Annotated in this window: 18 protein-coding genes, 1 pseudogene and 1 riboswitch; of the genes and pseudogenes, 4 read left to right on the top strand and 15 right to left on the bottom strand. The window is 53.4% G+C overall.

Annotation, left to right across the window (positions count from 1 at the left end; translation table 11 throughout):
* Window positions 1–249: 249 nt before the first annotated feature.
* From GFC01_RS12295 to GFC01_RS12275, 5 genes are all read right to left on the bottom strand, one after another.
* Window positions 250–654: a hypothetical protein gene (locus GFC01_RS12295; protein WP_152947418.1), complete on the bottom strand. Its 405-nt coding sequence runs from the start codon at window positions 652–654 to the stop codon at window positions 250–252.
* The gene (locus GFC01_RS19400; RefSeq protein ID WP_341473950.1) at window positions 644–1450 is read right to left on the bottom strand and encodes a helix-turn-helix transcriptional regulator; all 807 of its coding nucleotides are present in this window, start codon (window positions 1448–1450) and stop codon (window positions 644–646) included. The genes GFC01_RS12295 and GFC01_RS19400 overlap by 11 nt, the downstream gene beginning before the upstream one ends.
* Before the next feature lie 317 nt (window positions 1451–1767).
* A complete protein-coding gene (locus GFC01_RS12285) occupies window positions 1768–1992 on the bottom strand; it encodes a hypothetical protein (RefSeq protein ID WP_152947416.1) in 225 nt (74 codons plus the stop codon).
* 52 nt (window positions 1993–2044) lie between these two features.
* Entirely contained in the window at window positions 2045–2242 is a 198-nt protein-coding gene (locus tag GFC01_RS20210) for a Spo0E family sporulation regulatory protein-aspartic acid phosphatase (protein ID WP_194174934.1), read from the bottom strand.
* Window positions 2243–2380: 138 nt separating this feature from the next.
* A complete protein-coding gene (locus GFC01_RS12275; protein WP_152947414.1) occupies window positions 2381–2671 on the bottom strand; it encodes a hypothetical protein in 291 nt (96 codons plus the stop codon).
* Window positions 2672–2812: 141 nt separating this feature from the next.
* Here GFC01_RS12275 and GFC01_RS12270 point away from each other — a divergent pair, with 141 nt between their 5' ends.
* From GFC01_RS12270 to GFC01_RS12255, 4 genes are all read left to right on the top strand, one after another.
* On the top strand, window positions 2813–3241 hold the full coding sequence (locus GFC01_RS12270; protein ID WP_207707618.1) for a helix-turn-helix domain-containing protein: 429 nt from the start codon (window positions 2813–2815) through the stop codon (window positions 3239–3241).
* A gap of 17 nt (window positions 3242–3258) precedes the next feature.
* Complete coding sequence (locus GFC01_RS12265; protein ID WP_152947413.1) at window positions 3259–3738, top strand: hypothetical protein; 480 nt, start codon at window positions 3259–3261, stop codon at window positions 3736–3738.
* A gap of 107 nt (window positions 3739–3845) precedes the next feature.
* Complete coding sequence (locus GFC01_RS12260; protein ID WP_152947412.1) at window positions 3846–4202, top strand: ImmA/IrrE family metallo-endopeptidase; 357 nt, start codon at window positions 3846–3848, stop codon at window positions 4200–4202.
* Between the two features lie 281 nt (window positions 4203–4483).
* Window positions 4484–5224, top strand: a complete 741-nt coding sequence (locus tag GFC01_RS12255) for a recombinase family protein (protein ID WP_194174933.1) — start codon at window positions 4484–4486, stop codon at window positions 5222–5224.
* Window positions 5225–5258: 34 nt separating this feature from the next.
* Here GFC01_RS12255 and iscB read toward each other — a convergent pair whose 3' ends face one another.
* The 10 genes and pseudogenes from iscB to lysA all read right to left on the bottom strand — a co-directional run bounded on the left by iscB (window position 5259) and on the right by lysA (window position 17306).
* On the bottom strand, window positions 5259–6740 hold the full coding sequence (gene iscB, locus GFC01_RS12250) for an RNA-guided endonuclease IscB (RefSeq protein WP_152947411.1): 1482 nt from the start codon (window positions 6738–6740) through the stop codon (window positions 5259–5261).
* Window positions 6741–7672: 932 nt separating this feature from the next.
* Window positions 7673–8884: a helix-turn-helix domain-containing protein gene (locus GFC01_RS12245; RefSeq protein WP_152947410.1), complete on the bottom strand. Its 1212-nt coding sequence runs from the start codon at window positions 8882–8884 to the stop codon at window positions 7673–7675.
* A 155-nt stretch (window positions 8885–9039) separates the two neighbouring features.
* Window positions 9040–9123 (bottom strand): annotated as a pseudogene (locus GFC01_RS12240) (GerW family sporulation protein); the annotation flags it as partial.
* A 6-nt stretch (window positions 9124–9129) separates the two neighbouring features.
* On the bottom strand, window positions 9130–9813 hold the full coding sequence (locus GFC01_RS12235) for a DUF2953 domain-containing protein (RefSeq protein ID WP_152947409.1): 684 nt from the start codon (window positions 9811–9813) through the stop codon (window positions 9130–9132).
* Between the two features lie 306 nt (window positions 9814–10119).
* Window positions 10120–10971, bottom strand: a complete 852-nt coding sequence (locus tag GFC01_RS12230; protein ID WP_152947408.1) for a Gmad2 immunoglobulin-like domain-containing protein — start codon at window positions 10969–10971, stop codon at window positions 10120–10122.
* Between the two features lie 179 nt (window positions 10972–11150).
* The gene (locus GFC01_RS12225) at window positions 11151–11318 is read right to left on the bottom strand and encodes a hypothetical protein (RefSeq protein WP_152947407.1); all 168 of its coding nucleotides are present in this window, start codon (window positions 11316–11318) and stop codon (window positions 11151–11153) included.
* A gap of 173 nt (window positions 11319–11491) precedes the next feature.
* Window positions 11492–12475, bottom strand: coding sequence for a tryptophan--tRNA ligase (trpS, locus tag GFC01_RS12220; RefSeq protein ID WP_152947406.1), 984 nt, complete (start codon window positions 12473–12475; stop codon window positions 11492–11494).
* A gap of 77 nt (window positions 12476–12552) precedes the next feature.
* On the bottom strand, window positions 12553–13191 hold the full coding sequence (locus tag GFC01_RS12215; RefSeq protein WP_341473949.1) for a site-2 protease family protein: 639 nt from the start codon (window positions 13189–13191) through the stop codon (window positions 12553–12555).
* Window positions 13192–13193: 2 nt separating this feature from the next.
* Window positions 13194–15824 carry a CBS domain-containing protein gene (locus GFC01_RS12210; protein ID WP_152947405.1) on the bottom strand — a complete coding sequence of 877 codons (2631 nt, stop codon included), beginning with the start codon at window positions 15822–15824 and terminating at the stop codon, window positions 13194–13196.
* A 138-nt stretch (window positions 15825–15962) separates the two neighbouring features.
* Complete coding sequence (lysA, locus tag GFC01_RS12205) at window positions 15963–17306, bottom strand: diaminopimelate decarboxylase (protein WP_152947421.1); 1344 nt, start codon at window positions 17304–17306, stop codon at window positions 15963–15965.
* A gap of 136 nt (window positions 17307–17442) precedes the next feature.
* Window positions 17443–17630: riboswitch (Lysine riboswitch) on the bottom strand.
* Window positions 17631–17636: the final 6 nt, after the last annotated feature.

The following is a 17636-nucleotide window of genomic DNA, read 5'->3' as shown; positions in this document are numbered from 1 at the left end:
TCGCTGGCCTGTTAACCATGGAGAAGAAGGTGCTGTTCAGAATATTCAATACTTAAGAGTATATATCAACAAGATTACAGAAATTACAAGTTGACTTTCGTGCTAAAAATTTAATGCAACACTAGTGCTGCAGCATGTTCTACTTTAATGCCATCCGGAAAATGATCTCGAATAAGGTTTAATAATTTAAAAACCGTGTCTTGACCCATATCCAACCACCCTTTTTTTATTTGCCGTTCGCGATGCTCCTTACCCAAGCATCCTCTTTATTTGTTGTTTTAGGTCATTAAGGGATTGTTCCAGCCTGCTTTTTTGTTCTGGTGGACCAATTTCAAATGCCTTTTCTGTTAACAAAAACGCATTTTGCAACATAGAAATTGCAAGTATATGGCGTTGAACGGCAACTTCTGTCAACCGCAAGCCATCTTCATTGCATAAATGATAACGGCCCCCAAAACTGTAAACCAAAATATTGTTTTTCCGTAATGCGGCGGCCAGGCGGTAGATCCGCTCCCGGTGGTTCTTGGTGTCGCTGCCGTACAGGTCGGCGGCCGCCTGTCCCACGGGCAGACCGTTGGGGTGGCGCTCTTCGATGAGTTTATGCAGGGCGTCGGCCAGGACGCCGCCGCGACGCTTCCTTTGTTTAGCCGCCATTTGTTTTACCCCCCTTGATGGCCTTAAACTTTTTGTTGTTTACTACACCCTTAATCCCAGGTTTGATTATTTCAGCCAGCATGTCTTTAGCATTGGAGATATAAGGGAAATACACTGTTTCACAGGCAGGAATCACCGTATTTGCCAGAAGTGATATAGTTGTTCCATCATGTTGCATACTTGCGACGGATTCAAGTAATTCATCCTCTCGCTCAATTAGTTGCTTTGCAAGTTCGTATGTTTTTTTTATGCTGTTGAAAAATTCTTTTACCATGTCAGAGTAAGGAAGGATCTTTTTTCTGAATTCTTCTGCCGCTGCACGGCCACCGTAATCTTTCAGAGGTTTGTTATCGGTACTGGGAGTTTCATCTTCATCCCGGGCTGGTGTTTCCTCGGTGGGAACCAGTGGTTCCACCGGATAATATTCTGCTTCCGCTTCCACAGATTCGCTTTCCAGATCGTCTCCATTAGGGGCTAGTACAGCTTCTTCCCGGTCATCTTCCTCCTGGGGCATCTCATTTCTTTGTACCCGGCTTTTTTTGTGACTGGGAGTCTCTGTATACCCAGGTGTCAAATTTTTTACACTTGGGTATTCCTTATTTTCCCATCGCGAAATTGTTTGTTGAGGAATACCCAACCGTTCCGCCACCTCTTCCTGGGTCATACCCATTGCCCGCATTTCCAGGGCTTTTTCCCTGATCTCGTCCCGCACTCTTTCCCGTTCCGCCGCCAGTTCGGCCACCCAGTTCTGCACGGTCTGGCGGGTGACCCCGAGAAGGCCGGCGATTTCGGCCACCGGCTTTTTCCCGTACCATCGCCGGGCGGCTTCCCTTAGTTCGGCCCGGGTGAGCGGGCGTCCGTGGCGGAGGTTTAACTCCACCGCCCGGGCGTCTGGATCGCTGGGGCTTTCCAGGACCACTTCCACGGTTTCAGCCCCGAGTTGCCGGTATGCCTCCAGGCGGTGCCGGCCGTCCAGCAGGCGGCCGTCTGGCATTACAACCAAGGGTGGCAGCTTCACCCCGGATTCCAGGACCTCGCGGTAACGGGCCACGGTTTCCGGATCGATTTCAGTGCGGGGGTATATGGATTCATCTATGGTTATCTCGTTTATATTCACCGGGCTTCACTTCCTGGTCGGCTTTTTCCCCGCTTGCCGCGAGTTTTCAGGGGATAACCAGGACTTTCCGGTGATTTCGGCCCGGAGAGTTGCCTTAAGTTGGAGGCCCCCATTTCCGCTAGAAACAAACTGACCATCCACTCGACCATACACCGTTCACGCAGTTCCAGCGCCTCCGGCGGCGTGGGAATGTCAGCGACATCCACGAACGTCCAATCCATTCCCGTGTCCCCTCCTTAATGTACCCAACAATTTAATTAATTTGCTGATGGGTCACTTACCGTAATTTTCCATAGAATAACCACATAGATTTGCCCGGCAAGTCACCCCGCCCGGTCCTCTCAGGAACTGAACGATCAACCTGTCCAGACGCCGGCTGATCGCTTGTAACTCATCCCGATCCTCTGGATTTGTTTCATTCAACCTCTTGCGAAGGCGCTCGATTCGCAGAAGAAGCCTGATCCTATCCATTGACATCCCCCCTATCGTCCGGTAGGCATAGTTTTCCGGGGTGTGGTATAGTATCAGTACACGACTTATTATGGATTATCTCGATTATGGACAGCATGGGGTTATCTTCCTTCGGTTTCTAAGGCATATCCATTAGCTCTATGCCTCAGCAACTTGAGAAACTTCGGTGCCTGAAGAGTCTCTCTTGCGTTGTCGTAACGGTCCATCTAAAAAAAATACGTCTTCGAATTTTACCCCAGGGAAAGCGGCTAATAACCCGGCAACAAAATCTACACCTGGATCATTGTGTCTTGGATCATTATCCGGCAAACGAACCCTCCATAACTGAACCGTGGATATGCCCATTCTTTTGGCTATATCACTATCTTTAAGCCCGTTGGTTAAGTTTTGAAAAGCTTTGAGATTTAGCTTTATGGTAGCTATTGTCAACACCCCTTTCCCTTACGCCATCGTAACATTATATTACCATACACCTTACGAGAACGCAAGTGATTTGAAGAAAAAATTTTCGCGCTCGTAATAGTTACGTTACCGTAATGCTTTGGTTATAATGTTAGTGAGGTGTAAAAAGTGCGCAGAGATATTGGAGAGAAAATAAGGGAATTAAGGATAAGGGCTGGCTATGAAACGCTAGGTGAGCTTCACAGGGCCTCCGGTGTGACTGTGGCAACCCTTTCTCGGATAGAATCGGGTGTACAAATACCGTCTCCTAAAACACTGAATAGGCTTGCCCCATTCTTAAAAGTTAGTGTAGAAGATCTCCTGGCCGCCGCCGGGTACCTCCCCGAAAAAGAAGAGGACCCCAACGAAGCGGCAGCCAGAACCATAGAGGCTGCCATTTCCGACGACCCTGAACTGCTGGAGTTCTGGCAGGAGTTGGTGAAAAGGGACGACCTGCAACTGCTCTTCAAACAGGTCAAGCCCCTCACCCCAAAATCCATAAAGAAGATCATCAAGGTGATTAAAGCCATCGAGGACGCCGAGGCTACGGAAGATTAAGGAAAGGGGGGGTTGGATTGAGCGAGCCCGACAATCGCCTGGATCAAATTCACGAAATGGTCACACAACTTATCCGCATCGTCGGCAATACCAATTCCATGGTGGCTGAACTCAGGAAGGATGTGACGGAGCTTCAAAATGGCCAGAATGGGTTAATGGCTGACGTTGCCGCTCTCAAGCAGGACGTTGCCGCTCTCAAGCAGGACGTTGCCACTCTCAAGCAGGACGTTGCCACTCTCAAGCAGGACGTTGCCACTCTCAAACAAGACGTTGTCAGGCTGGAGAAAAACCAACTTATATTACTGGAGAATCAACATACTCTGGAAGAAAACATACAACAACTGGAAGAAAAGGTTGATGAGTTGCGCCAGGATTTCTCCGATTTCAAAAAAGAAACCATGCAAAGATTAGACGGAGTTGATTCGAATATTGACTATCTGGCCAATAAGGTTGTTCAACATGACATGCAGCTTTATAGATTGCAGCATGGACGTTGATGCATGCCAATGGCGATCAAAAATTATCCTGATAAATCGACTGCTGCCTTGCATGGCAGCAGTTCGGTTTTTCTACAATATTCGACCGGAAGTGATGATTTGAGACGATGCGCGCAAAAGATCTGAGAAATAAATCCCGGTACGCCGTTATCAGAGCCTTATTAGACGGCACCATCAGCCCGGAAGAGGTCATGCGCTCGCATGATATTTTCCCCTACCTGGCCGACCTGGAGCAGGATGTGGCCGCCTTCGTATACCGATCAGGTAAAGGCCGGTTCTACATAATTGTCAACCAGCATCTGAGCCAGGAGACCCGGGAAGAGGTGTTTTTCCACGAACTGTACCACATAATTGAGGAAATGCCCCGGGCGGGGTATGTGCTGGGGTTGGACAGGCAACGGTATGAAATGGAAATCCGGGCTGACATGTTTTACCGGGAGGTGGCTGCAGCCTATACGTTTTAGTTTTCCCGCCGGCCCCCGCCTGTCAGGGAGGGAAGGAAACTCACCGTTTTCTTTTCTAGTACCGCGACACAAAAGTCCTTGCACACTTTTTTACGAAGGGATTGGTTCAAATAACAGGGTTAAAAACAGCCATTTTTTATCCGTTAAATATCGTAAAAACCTTTCAAAGGAAATAGTTTCTGTCTTTCTAAATTGAACATGAAAAATGTTAATTTGATGTACGAATTTATGTGTCAGGGTACTAGTGAACTGAAATTGAACAAATCGGAGGACAAAAACCAATGAAAAAACGCGATCCCCGCTACGCATTTTCTTATGCCCGCGTATCCGACCCGCGTCAGGCGCAAAAGGACGTTTCAGTGCCCGAACAACTGAGGAAAATCCGGGAATACGCCGACAGGGAAGGTATAATCATACTCCGGGAATTCACCGACCTGGGCAAGTCTGCATACCGGGATGACGTAAAAAGAGATGAATTCGAACGCATGATTCAGGAAGCGAAAGGAGACCCTCGTGTTTCCCTCATCCTTGTGCATGACATGTCCCGGTTTGTGCGCCGCCGGGCCAAAGCCGTCCTTATCAAAGCGGATCTGGCCCAATATGGGGTAAGGGTCATCCCCGTTCTAAACCCTTATGACAGCAGCACCATCGCCGGTCCCTATCGCCTGGCGCGGGCCATGGGCATTGACGTGGACGAATTCCCCTTTCGCCGAATTAAGGGCCTCATCCTTGAAATAGCCGGGAGGGTTACCATTGTCCTCAACTCCAACCTTCCGGAATGGCTGAAGCGTTTTGTCTTGGCCCATGAATTGGGGCACCGGCAAATGTCCCCCAGGGGCATGGGATATTTCTTTCTTGCAGAACACACCCTGATGGAACCCAGGGTGGAATACGAAGCTAATAGATATGCCGTAGAATTGCTTACCTGGGGCGATGAGCCGGAAGTTAATGAAACCCTGGAGCAATTTGCGGCCAGGGTTGGGTTGCCGGTGGAAATGATTCGATACAAAATAATCAGATAAGGATCTCCTGCCATGGTATAATTCATGTATGCCGTCAATTATTTAGCTTTGCTATTTCGTTTAATGCGGACGTGAACTCTTCTAAACTTTTTGCTTTTACAGCTCGGCGAAAAAGCGCCTTTAAAATGTCCATATCTTGAATAGCCCGCAGCCGATCACCCAAATCCTCGGGGTAACAACCGGTATTCTCCTCCAAAGCTTCCATAATCGCTTTAATGCGCTCTTCCCGTGAACCTTGCTGCAGGCCCTTTTGTAGACCTCGTTGTTCCCCCTGGTCAATCCACTTCTCCCGGATGCCATCAAACAGCGGAGAGGTTTCCATTTTGCTCACCTCGATTATTTTTAAGATAATCTCCCTGGTATAGCGGAGCGATGAAAACAGCGCCAGACCAAAGTATAAGTCCGGTTGCCATTCTGCGGGCGCTTCTTCTATGCGCCTGGCGCATTCGGCAAGCACTTCCTCGTCCGGCAACTGGTGGCGCATCAGCGGTACCAGCGGGATAATCCCCACCGGGCCATGCTTTAAAACCTCTTCCCCGGGGAGGTCCACCAGGTTAATCAGCCGGTAGCTGAAAGCTATCACGGTGAGGTCCAAACAATCGAAACTGTAGGTATCTGTTTGCGGCCTGCCGGTTAAGTTTAGCACCACCGGATAAACCGGCTTTTTAAATTCCCTGTGCTGTAGAGCTGTATATTCCAGCAGCCGCCGGGGCATGTCCCGGTCGATGCGCGTCTGAGCCTCAAGAGCCATCAAGTATTCATAGCCATCTTCGGCCGCCCAGCGGTAGCTCTCCAGCAGCACTTCAAACGGGATTTCCTTGTCTACTGCCTTCTTGTGGCATTCCCCGCAGAAGGTGACCAGGTTTTTCGGCCTGTCGGACTTGCCCCTGAAATGGTAGAGCTTGCGGTTGACGTTGCTCTCGCACAGGACGCAGGCGTAGCCGTCGCGTTCGAGGACGTATTCTCTCACGTCGAAATACCCTTTCTGTGGACCGTTCTGGTACTGGACGCCTTGTATGTCGGGGTTCTCCATCTTCTGAAAGTCGAACTTGTTCAGTTCTATCGCCCAGTCGGTTACAGGCAGGATGCTCTCGACCAGTCTCCGTAGCTTGTCGTGCTCGTGCTTCAACTGCCGGATGGAGGGAGCCACCCAGCCTTCAGGCCTTCTGCGGTTCGCAAACCTTGGCTGACGGTACCTGGTCTTGCGGTAGCGCCGGCTTCTCCGGTAATTCCTGCGCTCCGCGAGTTTTTCGGAAATATCCGGCCTGCATTTGACTTCGGCTTGAAACAGGACTTCGCCGTCTTCACTTACGGCGGCCACTCCCTGAGTCAACCCGGGGTCCTGACCGGCGTAAACCGGTTGTACTGTTTCAGGCGTGTCGATGGTCAGTTGAATGGTGAAAAGCGTTACCTTCACCACCCTGGCTTCGCCTGCCTTGGGCAGGTGCCTCGCCCTGGCGGGCCTGGTCGGCATCAGGGGTTTGCCGCTTTTTGAAAGCACGTAGACGTGCGTCACTTAAATGACCTCCTCTACGCCGGAGTTATTGTGCCCGTCGCCCATGTTGAAAGGGTTTGTCTCGCCCGGAACACCGCTCCTACCCCGCGGGGCTTTTAATCCCGGACCACAGTGCCCGGAGCTCGGGCTACACTCCGGGGTGTGATGGCCCTATCAACGTAGCCCGGTTAAGCCGGGCTCGGACTAGTCAACCCGAGGCTTACGGGGTATTCCCGCAAGCCCCCGGCCTCGTGCCGGGGGTAATTGACGGGTTTCTCCGTGGGTTGGTTCGTGGGTTATATCGTATTTGCCGATATTCGTAGATCGGCGTTTTTGTTGATTTTCTGAATCTCCGACCGGAAATAAGGGGGACCAGGGGAAACCATATCGGACGGAACCACCCGGGGCCTCCGGGAGATGGCCTGCCATAACTACCCTTTCTTGTATCCACAATCCTTGTTTATACAGAATATCTCATCAGTCTGGTTGGACATTATATGGCCACAAAGGGGACACCAGTTTACTTTTATTTTACAGTTAATCAAAATGTCACCCCATAATCCTATAGATACATCTGTATTTTTTTGTGAAAATATAAAATCGCTATGCATATAAAAACATGGTTCATGGTCTCCTGTACATTTTGGTTGGTTAATACATATCTCAAATGATTGAAATCCAAGCATACATAGCTTCATATGAATAAGTATTCCAAGCGTATCGGACGTTAATGGAAGAACTGCTTCAACCTTAAACATTTTTTATTATAACTTAGGATAACAATGGCGCTTGTATATTCTTGTGTTTGGTTAATAATATATGGTTCTATTGTTTGAAGTATGCCCCTAACATTTGATGGTGAACAATTAATGAATATAGTGTTTTCAAGTTCATCTATGGTGTTTTTATTAATTGGTGTCATTAATAACACAACCTTCACACCCCTTTACTCGTTATACATATAACTTGCTAAGCATATACCTTCTTAAAATCTTATTATTTGCGATTTCAGGAGGGTTTTCCTGCATTATTGCATAAATATCAGCCATATTTTTTCTAATCCAATGTTCTGAACCTGCACCTAATAAATTAATCAATTCCTGTTCCCGGGCTAGATCAGTAACTGCATCCATTTTTCTTTTCCCGCCAGCCTTTGATTTTCCATCATTTGGAATCATCTTGCCACTACCACTGAATCTACACCTGGTTCGCTGATAGTTTTTCTTTAAAGCCATCAAAAGTAGCCCTTCAAGATTTTCTACCTCGCAACTTCGCTGACCATATTCTTCCAGCAATATTTGCAATTTTTCCCTGATCTTTTCCGGCCCATACTTTTCAAAGATGTCAAAAACAAATTGTTTCGAGAGAAATACGCCAGTATACCCAGCTATTTCTTCAATCATCCTCTCCACATTTTCTTCGGAAAGGATGTTTTGATCTGACGTGGGTATTCCATGGACAGGATTGTATTCGTCCACTCGAGCACTGGTGGTCGTTAATACGACCGATGGCAGCTCATTAAGGGCAGCAGGGACAGGTTGCCCGAGCTCCCCACCTTTCTGGCAATTGCTGGTATAGGGGAGCTCAACAACAACACTATCTACTTGTTTATTATCTAATTCGTGTGAACACGGGGTAATACCCCCCTGTGAACCACCGGTAATAGGGGGGTATGTAATTTTTTCATACCCCCCTTGTAGGGTAATACCCCCCTGTGTAATTTTTACACACCCCTCTTCTGTTTCACTATGACCAATGGTGCCATTATTATTTTCTTCTTTCGCCATAATTAGTTTTTCTATCTCTGTAAAAAGAGGGGTTAAATCATATTCATTTGTAGTCTGGCCGCCATTCTGGGCATACCTATTTTTTACAATAAGTTTTCCCTTTTCAATCAGGCTGTTCTTGTATTTATGAAGGCTTTTAGCGCTAACTCCCGTCAACACGCTTAATTTTTCAATACTTGGGTGAGGGTCATTGGAAGTCCATCTATAAGACAACAAATGGCACACAAATGATACTTCCTGGAAAGATAAGCCCAATGCTTTTTGGTATCTGAACAACGCAGTTGGTATTGGCGCCACGCCCTCTGATAAAATTGTTTTACCATAGAGTTCATAAAATTTACTATTGCTATTGACAGAGTTTTGATTTTGGTTTAGCATATACCTATACTTCCTTTCTCAAAGCCATTCGCTGGGTTGGAGCGCATGGCTTTTTTGTTGGATTTGGGCCGTTTCCGGCCCATAAAAAAACCCGCGTGATTTTCACGCGGGTACCTGGTATAACGGCCGTTTTAAGTGGTTTTGTATAATGCAACTCCCACCACCGTATTCACATCGACCATTTCTTTGATGCTTTCCATGGCTGTTTTCATCAACGTTTCAATCGGATGTTCGGGCATGACGGCTCACCCCCTGAAGAGTTTACTGGTCCACGAACGTAATGTTGTGTTCAGAAAATAAACAAACATCATGTAAGCTAATTTAATTACCGTAACCATAATATGGCCGATCCGGATGGTAAATATGCAGTGAAATAAAAGGCCAAAGGCCGGGCCGGTGAAGCAGGGTACCACGGCCACATCCGGAGGGGCGGACTTACCCTTAAACATGCGGTAAAGACCGGTCAGGACCAGGCCCTTAAGAGACCATAAGCCTCCCACGGCCAGGCCGGTCTGTGCCGCATCCGGCAGGCCGACAAGGGTGCGCCACTGGAAATGGCGCAGTTCCAGGCGTTGTAGAAAATAGCGCAGGGCCGGCCAGAGCCTTTTCCCCAGGGGAAGGTGGCGTTTCAACAGGTGATAGACGGACAAATACCGGGACAAGTCCGGCCGGTTTTCCCTTTTTACCGGTTCTTTGGTAGTACCGGTCTGTACAACGCTCCGGCATTTCAGCAGCGGCCTTATTGGCGGCCGGTGAACAGGGGGCGGGGCGGGAACGGTCCTGGTGTATTTTATCCCGAACCAGGTGCCGGCCGAAAGGCGCAGGTATCCTTCCCGGCCCCTTTGGCGGTAATATATTTCCAGGTTCAGGGGAATTAAAGCTATCAGTCCGAATATGACCGCAGGGAAAAGCAGCATCCACAACCACACGAAAAACACCACCGGTCATATTCTATCGCTGCCCCTGAAGACTATGCTTCAAACGCTAAATTTCTCCAACCCGGGCGGACTCTATGCATCCGGCGGCGGCACCGGCAGAATAGATCACACCGGCCGGCCTGTAACCCAAAGGGGCCGGCGGGTACAGCCGCCGGCGGTTTATCCCGCAGCTTACGCTTTTTCGCCACCTCCCGTTCACCGGCAAAAACCGGGCCGTGGCCGGGCGCACACCCGGCCACGGCTCCTTTGCCCGGCTTTGCTGCAGGGGATACGGGGATCCCCGACAAATCCCCGAACCTATTTTATGGTCACCGGTACCCGGGCCAGACTTGTTTCCTTTTCCCGGGTGACGGCCAGCACCTCCACAAAACCAGGCCGGGGTGAGGCCGGCGGGCTGTAGCTGAGGGATGTTTCAAACTCCGTAAAGCGATCCCGGCTCACGGACAGGGCTTTTTCGGCCATAACCCGGCCGTCACCGTCCACCAGGCGGACCCGCACTTCCTCACCGGGATGCCGGGCCCGCCCCACCACCCGCACGGGACTGCTTATCTCCCGGTTTGGTGCGGGTTCGTTTATTTGCGCCTCCCCCTGTTCCACCGGGACCGGTTTGCGTGCCGCCGGTGGCGTCGGTGGTGCTGCCGGCGCTGCGGGCGACGCCCCGGTGGTTCCGGCAGCGGTTTCACCCCGGCGGGTAAACTGAAAGGCCACGCCGTTAACGGGCCGGTCCAGCCGCCCCACCCGGGCTACGGTGAAAAGAGGGCCGGCGGCGGGAGCCTGTCCGGGGCCGGATTTGGCGTAAGCGCCCTTTACATCCAGCCAGCTGAAGTCGGCCCGGGGATTGCGCTGGGTGATCTCGCCAATCTCCACCCGGTAGTCCCTGGTGCGGGGCCCCTGGCTGATCAACAGGTAAATATCATTGCCCGCCTGTACCCAGGTGCTGGAGTCGGTGTTTTCCAGCGCCCTGGCCACATCCCTGACCACGTCGGGTGCCTGGTTCAGATCCACCCGGTCAAAGGAAACGCGGGTGCTTTCCGGCAGGATCACCGTCCGGGGCTGGTCCGGCGGCGCCGGTTTGCGGGCCACGGCACAGCTACCTGTACTTCCCGTCACAAACAGGGCGGCTAACATTAATAAAAGTAACCTGCGCAAAATAAATTCCCCCTTTCGCCCACATTATTTGTCGGAAAGGAGGAAAACATGTATGGTCGTTGGCTGTACGCAAGTGTGTCAAGGGACGGTTCTTTGTCACACTCTCGTAGTAGTATGTCAGAGAACCGTCCCCTGACACACTGACACATGGCAAAAGATTCAGGTATCCTGCTGGTTGCTTAAATAATTTTTTCGTCTTTTAATTCCTTGATCGCACTTTTAACTGCATATTTAATGGTAAAGTAGAGGACTGCTATGCCAATCAGTGCTGATAATAAACTAAAAAATAAGGCCAGAAAACCGCCCATTATCATCTGATCACCCCCCGTATTTTCTTTATAAAGCATATAAGGGACGACTCTTTTTCTCATTCTTGCAGTAATGTGTCAGAGAACCGTCCCCTGTCACATGTCAGAGAACCGTCCCCTGTCACACCTAAGGGACGACTCTTTTTCTCATTTATGCAGTAATGTGTCAGAGAACCGTCCCCTGTCACACTACTGTCCCCTGTCACACTAGGCTATATTCCCATGGCTTCCCGAACCAGTTCCATGGTTTTGGCCGCCTCCGCCCGGGCACGGCGGGCCCCCTCGGCCAGCACTTCCTCCACATAGCCCGGCCGGGCGGCAATCTGGCGGCGCCGTTCCCGCAGGGGTCCCAGGACCCTTTCCAGGCTGCCGGCAAGCAATTTTTTGCAGGCCACGCAGCCCACCCGGCCGGCCCGGCAGTCTTCTTCTATTTCTGCCAGCCGATCCCGGGTGTATATGTCATGATAGGTGTGCACCAGGCATACCTCGGGATGACCGGGGTCCGTCTTGCGAATGCGCGCCGGATCGGTGATCATGGCGTTTACCCGCTGCCCTATTTCCTCCGTTTCCGCTATGATGCCGATATCGTTGGCATAACTCTTGCTCATTTTGCGCCCGTCCACGCCCGGCAGGACGGTGATACGGGAAAGTTCGGCCCGGGGTTCCGGGAAAACCGGCCGGTAGAGATGATTGAACCGGCGGGCCAGCTCCCGGCACAACTCCAGGTGGGGCAGCTGATCCTCCCCCACGGGCACGCCGTCGGCCCGGTAAAGCAAAATATCCGCAGCCATCAACACCGGGTAGCCCAGGAAACCGTGGGTCATGATGTCCCGGCCCTGCTCCTTGAACTGCCTGACCTGGTCCTTGTAGGTGGGCACCCGGTACAGCCAGCCCAGGGGGGTAATCATGGAAAATAAAAGGTTTAACTCTGCGGTCTCGGGTACGTCCGCCTGGACAAAAATCACGCTCTTTTCCGGATCCAGCCCCACGGCCAGCCAGTCGGTGACCATTTCCCGGGTGTTTTCCTTAATGCCGGCGGTACGGTCAAAGGCAGTGGTCAGGGCATGCCAGTAGGCCACAAAAAAGAAACACTGGTGGTCCTTTTGCAGTTCCACCCAGTTTTCCAGCACGCTCAGGTGGCCGATGTGCAGCCGGCCGGTGGGACGCATTCCGCTTAAGATTCTTTTTACGGTCATGAAACTGGGCTCTCCTTTCCCGTGAAATATTGCTTTTTTCTTTCATCGTAAAATGATTAACGGTCGATGAATGGTTTTCAAAAGGCGATGGTGGAAAGGGCTGTGGCCAGGCCGATCAGTGCCCGGTAAATGGGTATGATAATCCATCCCAGCACACGGCCGATGATACCGGTAAACAACAAAAACAAAAGGATGATTACCCCGTAATTTTCCAGGGTATAGAGCCATTCCTGCCGCCCCGGCAGGATGCCGGCCAGTATTTTTGAGCCGTCCAGGGGAGGAATGGGCAGCAGGTTGAAAACGGCCAGGATAACATTGATATGGATGATTTCCCGGATAACGGCCACCAGTTCCCGCCCGAAGGGGAGCTGCCACGCCCCCAGCCCCAGGGCCGCCGCCGCAAAAACAGCTATAAGCATGTTGGCGGCGGGCCCGGCCAGGGAAACCAGCATCATTCCGCGGCGCACATCGCCCCGGAAGTTGTAGGGGTTGACCGGCACCGGTTTGGCCCAGCCGAAACCGGCCACAAAAAGCAGAATCAGCCCGATGATATCCACGTGGGCCAGGGGGTTTAAGGTCAACCGGCCCTGGTAGCGGGCGGTATGATCGCCCAGCCGGTCGGCCGTCCAGCCGTGGGCCAGTTCGTGGAGGGTCAATCCCAGGATGATCCCGGGCAGCATGATGCCGACTTCGTACAGTGTGGGCAGATTGAGCACCTTTAAATCTCTCCCTGATGCCGGCGAAGAAATTCCTGGATAAAGGCCTTTTCTTCGTCGCTATTTTTCACCTGACCGTCCAGCCGGGCCTGCCACACGGCGTCCAGCGCCCGCCGGAAGACAGGTCCCGGCCGGTAGCCCAGACTCTTGATGTACTTACCGTCCACGGTGGGCCTGCTCTCCCGGATCAGCAGGAGCAACTGGTGGAAACGGTGCCGCATCCATTCCTCTTCCAGCAGGGAGAGCAAAAGGGGATAGGCTTCCCGGGGCAGGGCCAGGATCAGGTGGGCCAGCTCACTGTTGGGACGGTGATTATTCTGCTTCCAGACCGTGGATAATACCTGGCGCCAGTTTTGCACGGAATTGAGCACCTTTTCCGTCTGTCGCTTGTTCAAATGGTAGCGCCGGCACAGTTCCGCCGCCGCTTCGGGGGTGGACCAGTGCAGGGCGGCAATGAAATAACACAGCCAGCCTTCCACCCCGTCCAGGAAGTCCCAGTCCTGCAGCATTTTTATGGCCCGGTCCAGGCCGGAGAGCACCGGCTGCACTTCCCAGTAGGTCACCCCCGGGAAGACGAAGGGCCAGATGCCCAGCCGATCCAGACGGTCCAGCATTTTGCCCGCCGCCGGCTCCATGAGTATGTGTTTTAATTCGTCCCACAGGCGTTCCACGGATACCCGCTGCAGCACTTCCCGCTGCACGGCCTCCTGGACCAATTTCAAGGTCTGGGGTTCGATGGTGAACCGGTAGCGCTGCTCAAAACGCACGGCCCGCAAAAGGCGGGTGGGATCTTCAATAAAACTCAAGTTATATAATACCCGTATTAGCCCCTGTTGTAAATCTTCCCGCCCGCCAAAGTAATCCACCAGATCGCCGAAATGTTCCCCGTTTAAATCCACCGCCATGGCATTGATGGTGAAATCCCGGCGATAAAGATCCTGGCGGATGGAGGAGCTTTCCACCCGGGGCAGGGCGGCGGGAAATTCATAGTATTCCACCCGGGCGGTGGCCACATCCACTTTGAACCCGTCGGGGAAGAGCACCTCGGCGGTGCCGAAGTGCCGGTGCGCCCTGACCCGGCCTTCCCCGCTGGCGGCCAGGGCTTCGGCCAGGGCAATGCCGTCCCCTTCCACCACCAGATCCACATCCAGGTTGCCCGCACCCAGCAAAATGTCCCGCACCACCCCTCCGGCGGCGAAAACCCGGTAACCAAGGCCGGCGGCCGCTTCCCCGGCCCGGCGCAGGATGTCCCATTCCCGGGGGCCCAGGTTGTGGCGCATCAGATCGGCAATATTGTCTCCCCGGGAAGGGACGTGACCCGGGAAAAGAACGTGATAACGGGAGGGGAAATCACCATGCATGGTGCGCAGGACATCGGTGCGGGAAACAATGCCCACCAGCCGGCCGTTCTTGACCACGGGCACCCTGCCGATATCATGCTCGATCATCAATTGCTGCACTTCGGCCACGGGCAGGTCCGGAGTCACCCAGACCACATTGCCGGTCATAAAGGCCTTGACCGGCGCGTGGCCCAGGCCGTGGAGGTTGGCCTTTTCCACATCCCGCCGGGAAATAACCCCCACCAGCCGCCCCCCCTTCACCACCGGAAGGCCGGTATGCCCGTAGCGGAGCATTACATGACCCGCCTCGGTGATGGTGGTTTCGGGGGTGACGGTTTTCACCGGGCTGGACATGATCCCGGCGGCAGTCAGGGGTGGGCGCACTTTTTCCTGGATGACGGAAAGCAGTTCTTCCGCCACCTGATGCACCGGACGGCCCTTGACGGTGGCCGAGGCGGCGGCCGGGTGGCCGCCCCCGCCAAAGGGAGTTAAAATTTCCTTCACATCCACCTGGGCCACGTTGCTGCGGCCCACCATGTGCACCCGGTCTTCCATTTCCACCACTGTAAAGACGGCATCCAGCCGTTCGATTTCGGAAATGGTATGGGTAAGCAGGGCCAGACCCACGATAAATTCCTCCACCACGGCGGTGGACAGGAGGATCTTCACGCCGTTTACCTGGTGCCGCCGGGCGGAGAGCAAAAGGGTTTTGAGCAGGGATTTCTGCTCCTCGGTCATGGGTCGTCCCAAAAAATCGGCCACCACTCCTAAATTGGCCCCCTTTTCCAAAAGAAAGCCCACTGCCGCCACGTCCCGCGGCGTGGTGCTGGTAAACAAAAGCGAACCGGTATCGCCATAAATGCCCAGGGCGATGATGGTGGCCTCCAGGGGGTTGAGGGGGATTTGCCTTTCCCTGATCCGTTCCACCAGCAGGGTGGCGGTGGCTCCCACCGCCTCCACCACCTCCAGGGCACCCCGGATGTCCCCTTCGGCCCAGGGGTGGTGGTCGTAAATATGAGCTTCAACCCGGGGCCTGGAGAACAGTTCGGCCAGTTTACCCAGCCGTCTCGGGTTCTTGGTGTCCACCACGATAATGCGCTTGACCTTTTCCAGATTGATTTCCCGCAGGCTGCGGACAGCCAGGGCATCCTTGTGCAGGGCCATGAATTCCTCCACATTACGGGAAAGTTTTCCCGGGAAGACCAGAATCCCTTCGGGGTAAAGCTTTTGAGCCGCCACCATGGCGGCCAGGCCGTCCAGATCCGTGTTGGTGTGGGTGGTAATGATATCCATGGGATGTCCTTTCCTTGATAGACCTTTAGTATTTGATTATACCACACCCCGGGATGTAGAAAAAGCGCCTGTGGAAAGGCGCGTAAAATTTGCCGGTAATTTTTTCATTGTGCCCCGGTGTCCCTCTTTCCCCGCCTGTCAGCGGGAGGCGGCCACGTTTAACAGCCGGCCCGGGCGCAGGCGTTCCGGAATTACGTCATTGCGCAGGAGGTCGGCGTAAGTTTCCCGCTGCACGATGACGTCGGCCCGGCCGTCCCTGACCAGCACCATGGCCGGCCGGGGCAGGCGGTTGTAGTTCATGGACATGGTATAGTTGTAGGCGCCGGTGCAGCTGACCGCCAGGACGTCTCCCGGCTCCACCCGGGGCAGGGCGATGTCCCAGATGAGCATATCCCCCGATTCGCAGCATTTCCCGGCAATGGAAACCACTTCGGCCGGTTCCATGGCCGCCTTGTTGGCCACGCAGGCTTCGTAGCGGGACTGATACAGGGCCGGTCGCGGGTTGTCCCCCATGCCGCCGTCCACGGCCACATATTTGCGCACGCCGGGGATTTCTTTAACGGCCCCCACGGTATAAAGGGTGGTACCGGCGGGACCGCTGATGGAACGGCCCGGCTCCACCATCACCCGGGGTACGGGCAGCCCCCTTTCCAGGGCGCTTTCCCGCACCGCCCCCATGATTACCGCTGCATAATCCTCCACCGGACGGGGCTGGTCCCCTGGGGCGTAATAAATGCCCAGGCCGCCGCCCAGATTCAGTTCGCTGCATATCCAGCCCGTTTCCCGGTAAACCCGGGATACAAAGTCCATCATTACCCGGGCGGCATGGGCGTAAGAATCCAGCTCAAAGATCTGGGAGCCGATGTGACAGTGGAAACCGTGCAGGTTAATGTGATCCAGGGCCAGGGCCTCTTTCACCGCCGCCATGGCCTGGCCGTTCTCTATGACCAGGCCGAACTTGCTGTCAATCTGGCCGGTCTTGATGTATTCGTGGGTATGGGCTTCCACCCCGGGGGTGAGGCGTAAAATAACCCCCGCCCGGGTGCGCATTTCCCGGGCCAGCTGGTTGAGCAATTCCAGTTCATAGAGGTTATCCACCATGAACCGGCTCACCCGGGCCTCCAGGGCCAGGTGCAGTTCTTCCCTGGATTTGTTGTTCCCGTGGAAATATACCCGGGACATGGGAAAACGGGCTTTGATGGCGGTATAGAGCTCGCCGCCGGATACCACGTCCATGGCCAGCCCCTCTTCTTCCACCATCCGGCAGATGGCCAGGGTGAGCAGGGTTTTGGCGGCATAAAGCACCTCCGCCCCGTATTTTTCCGTAAAAGCCCGGTAGTAGCTACGGCAGTTGGCGCGGAAATGCTCTTCATCCACCACATAAAGGGGTGTACCGAATTCCCTGGCCAGATCCACCGTATCGCACCCGCCGATTTCCAGGTGCCCCCGGCTGTTAATGCCCATGGTGCCGTGCAGCTTCATGGCGTTCATAAAACCTCCCGCTTATTATAGTAGCCCGGAAGAGATCTTTTTGTGCCGGTGATGTACATAAAAGAAGGTGACCCGTTTAATGGCCACCTGACTGTCTGGTAAGGCAAAACATATTCACCCTCCACCCAGGTGAGATAGCGCTCCACCGGCGGCAGGGCTGACCGCACGGTGACAGTCCGGCACCTCTTCGATGTCGGCCCAGCCCAGTCGCTCCGGGCGGCGGCTGGACTTCGGCGGGCAACCCTTTCCCCCGGTTTCAACGGTACCCGCACCTCCACCGGGATACTCTTGTTGTCCGCAACCTCTACCCCACCTCCGGCC

The organism is Desulfofundulus thermobenzoicus (genome assembly GCF_009428905.1).
Lineage (GTDB): Bacteria > Bacillota > Desulfotomaculia > Desulfotomaculales > Desulfovirgulaceae > Desulfofundulus_A > Desulfofundulus_A thermobenzoicus.
Note: the sequence above shows the minus strand (reverse complement) of the source record. Positions and strands in the feature narration are given on the sequence as shown.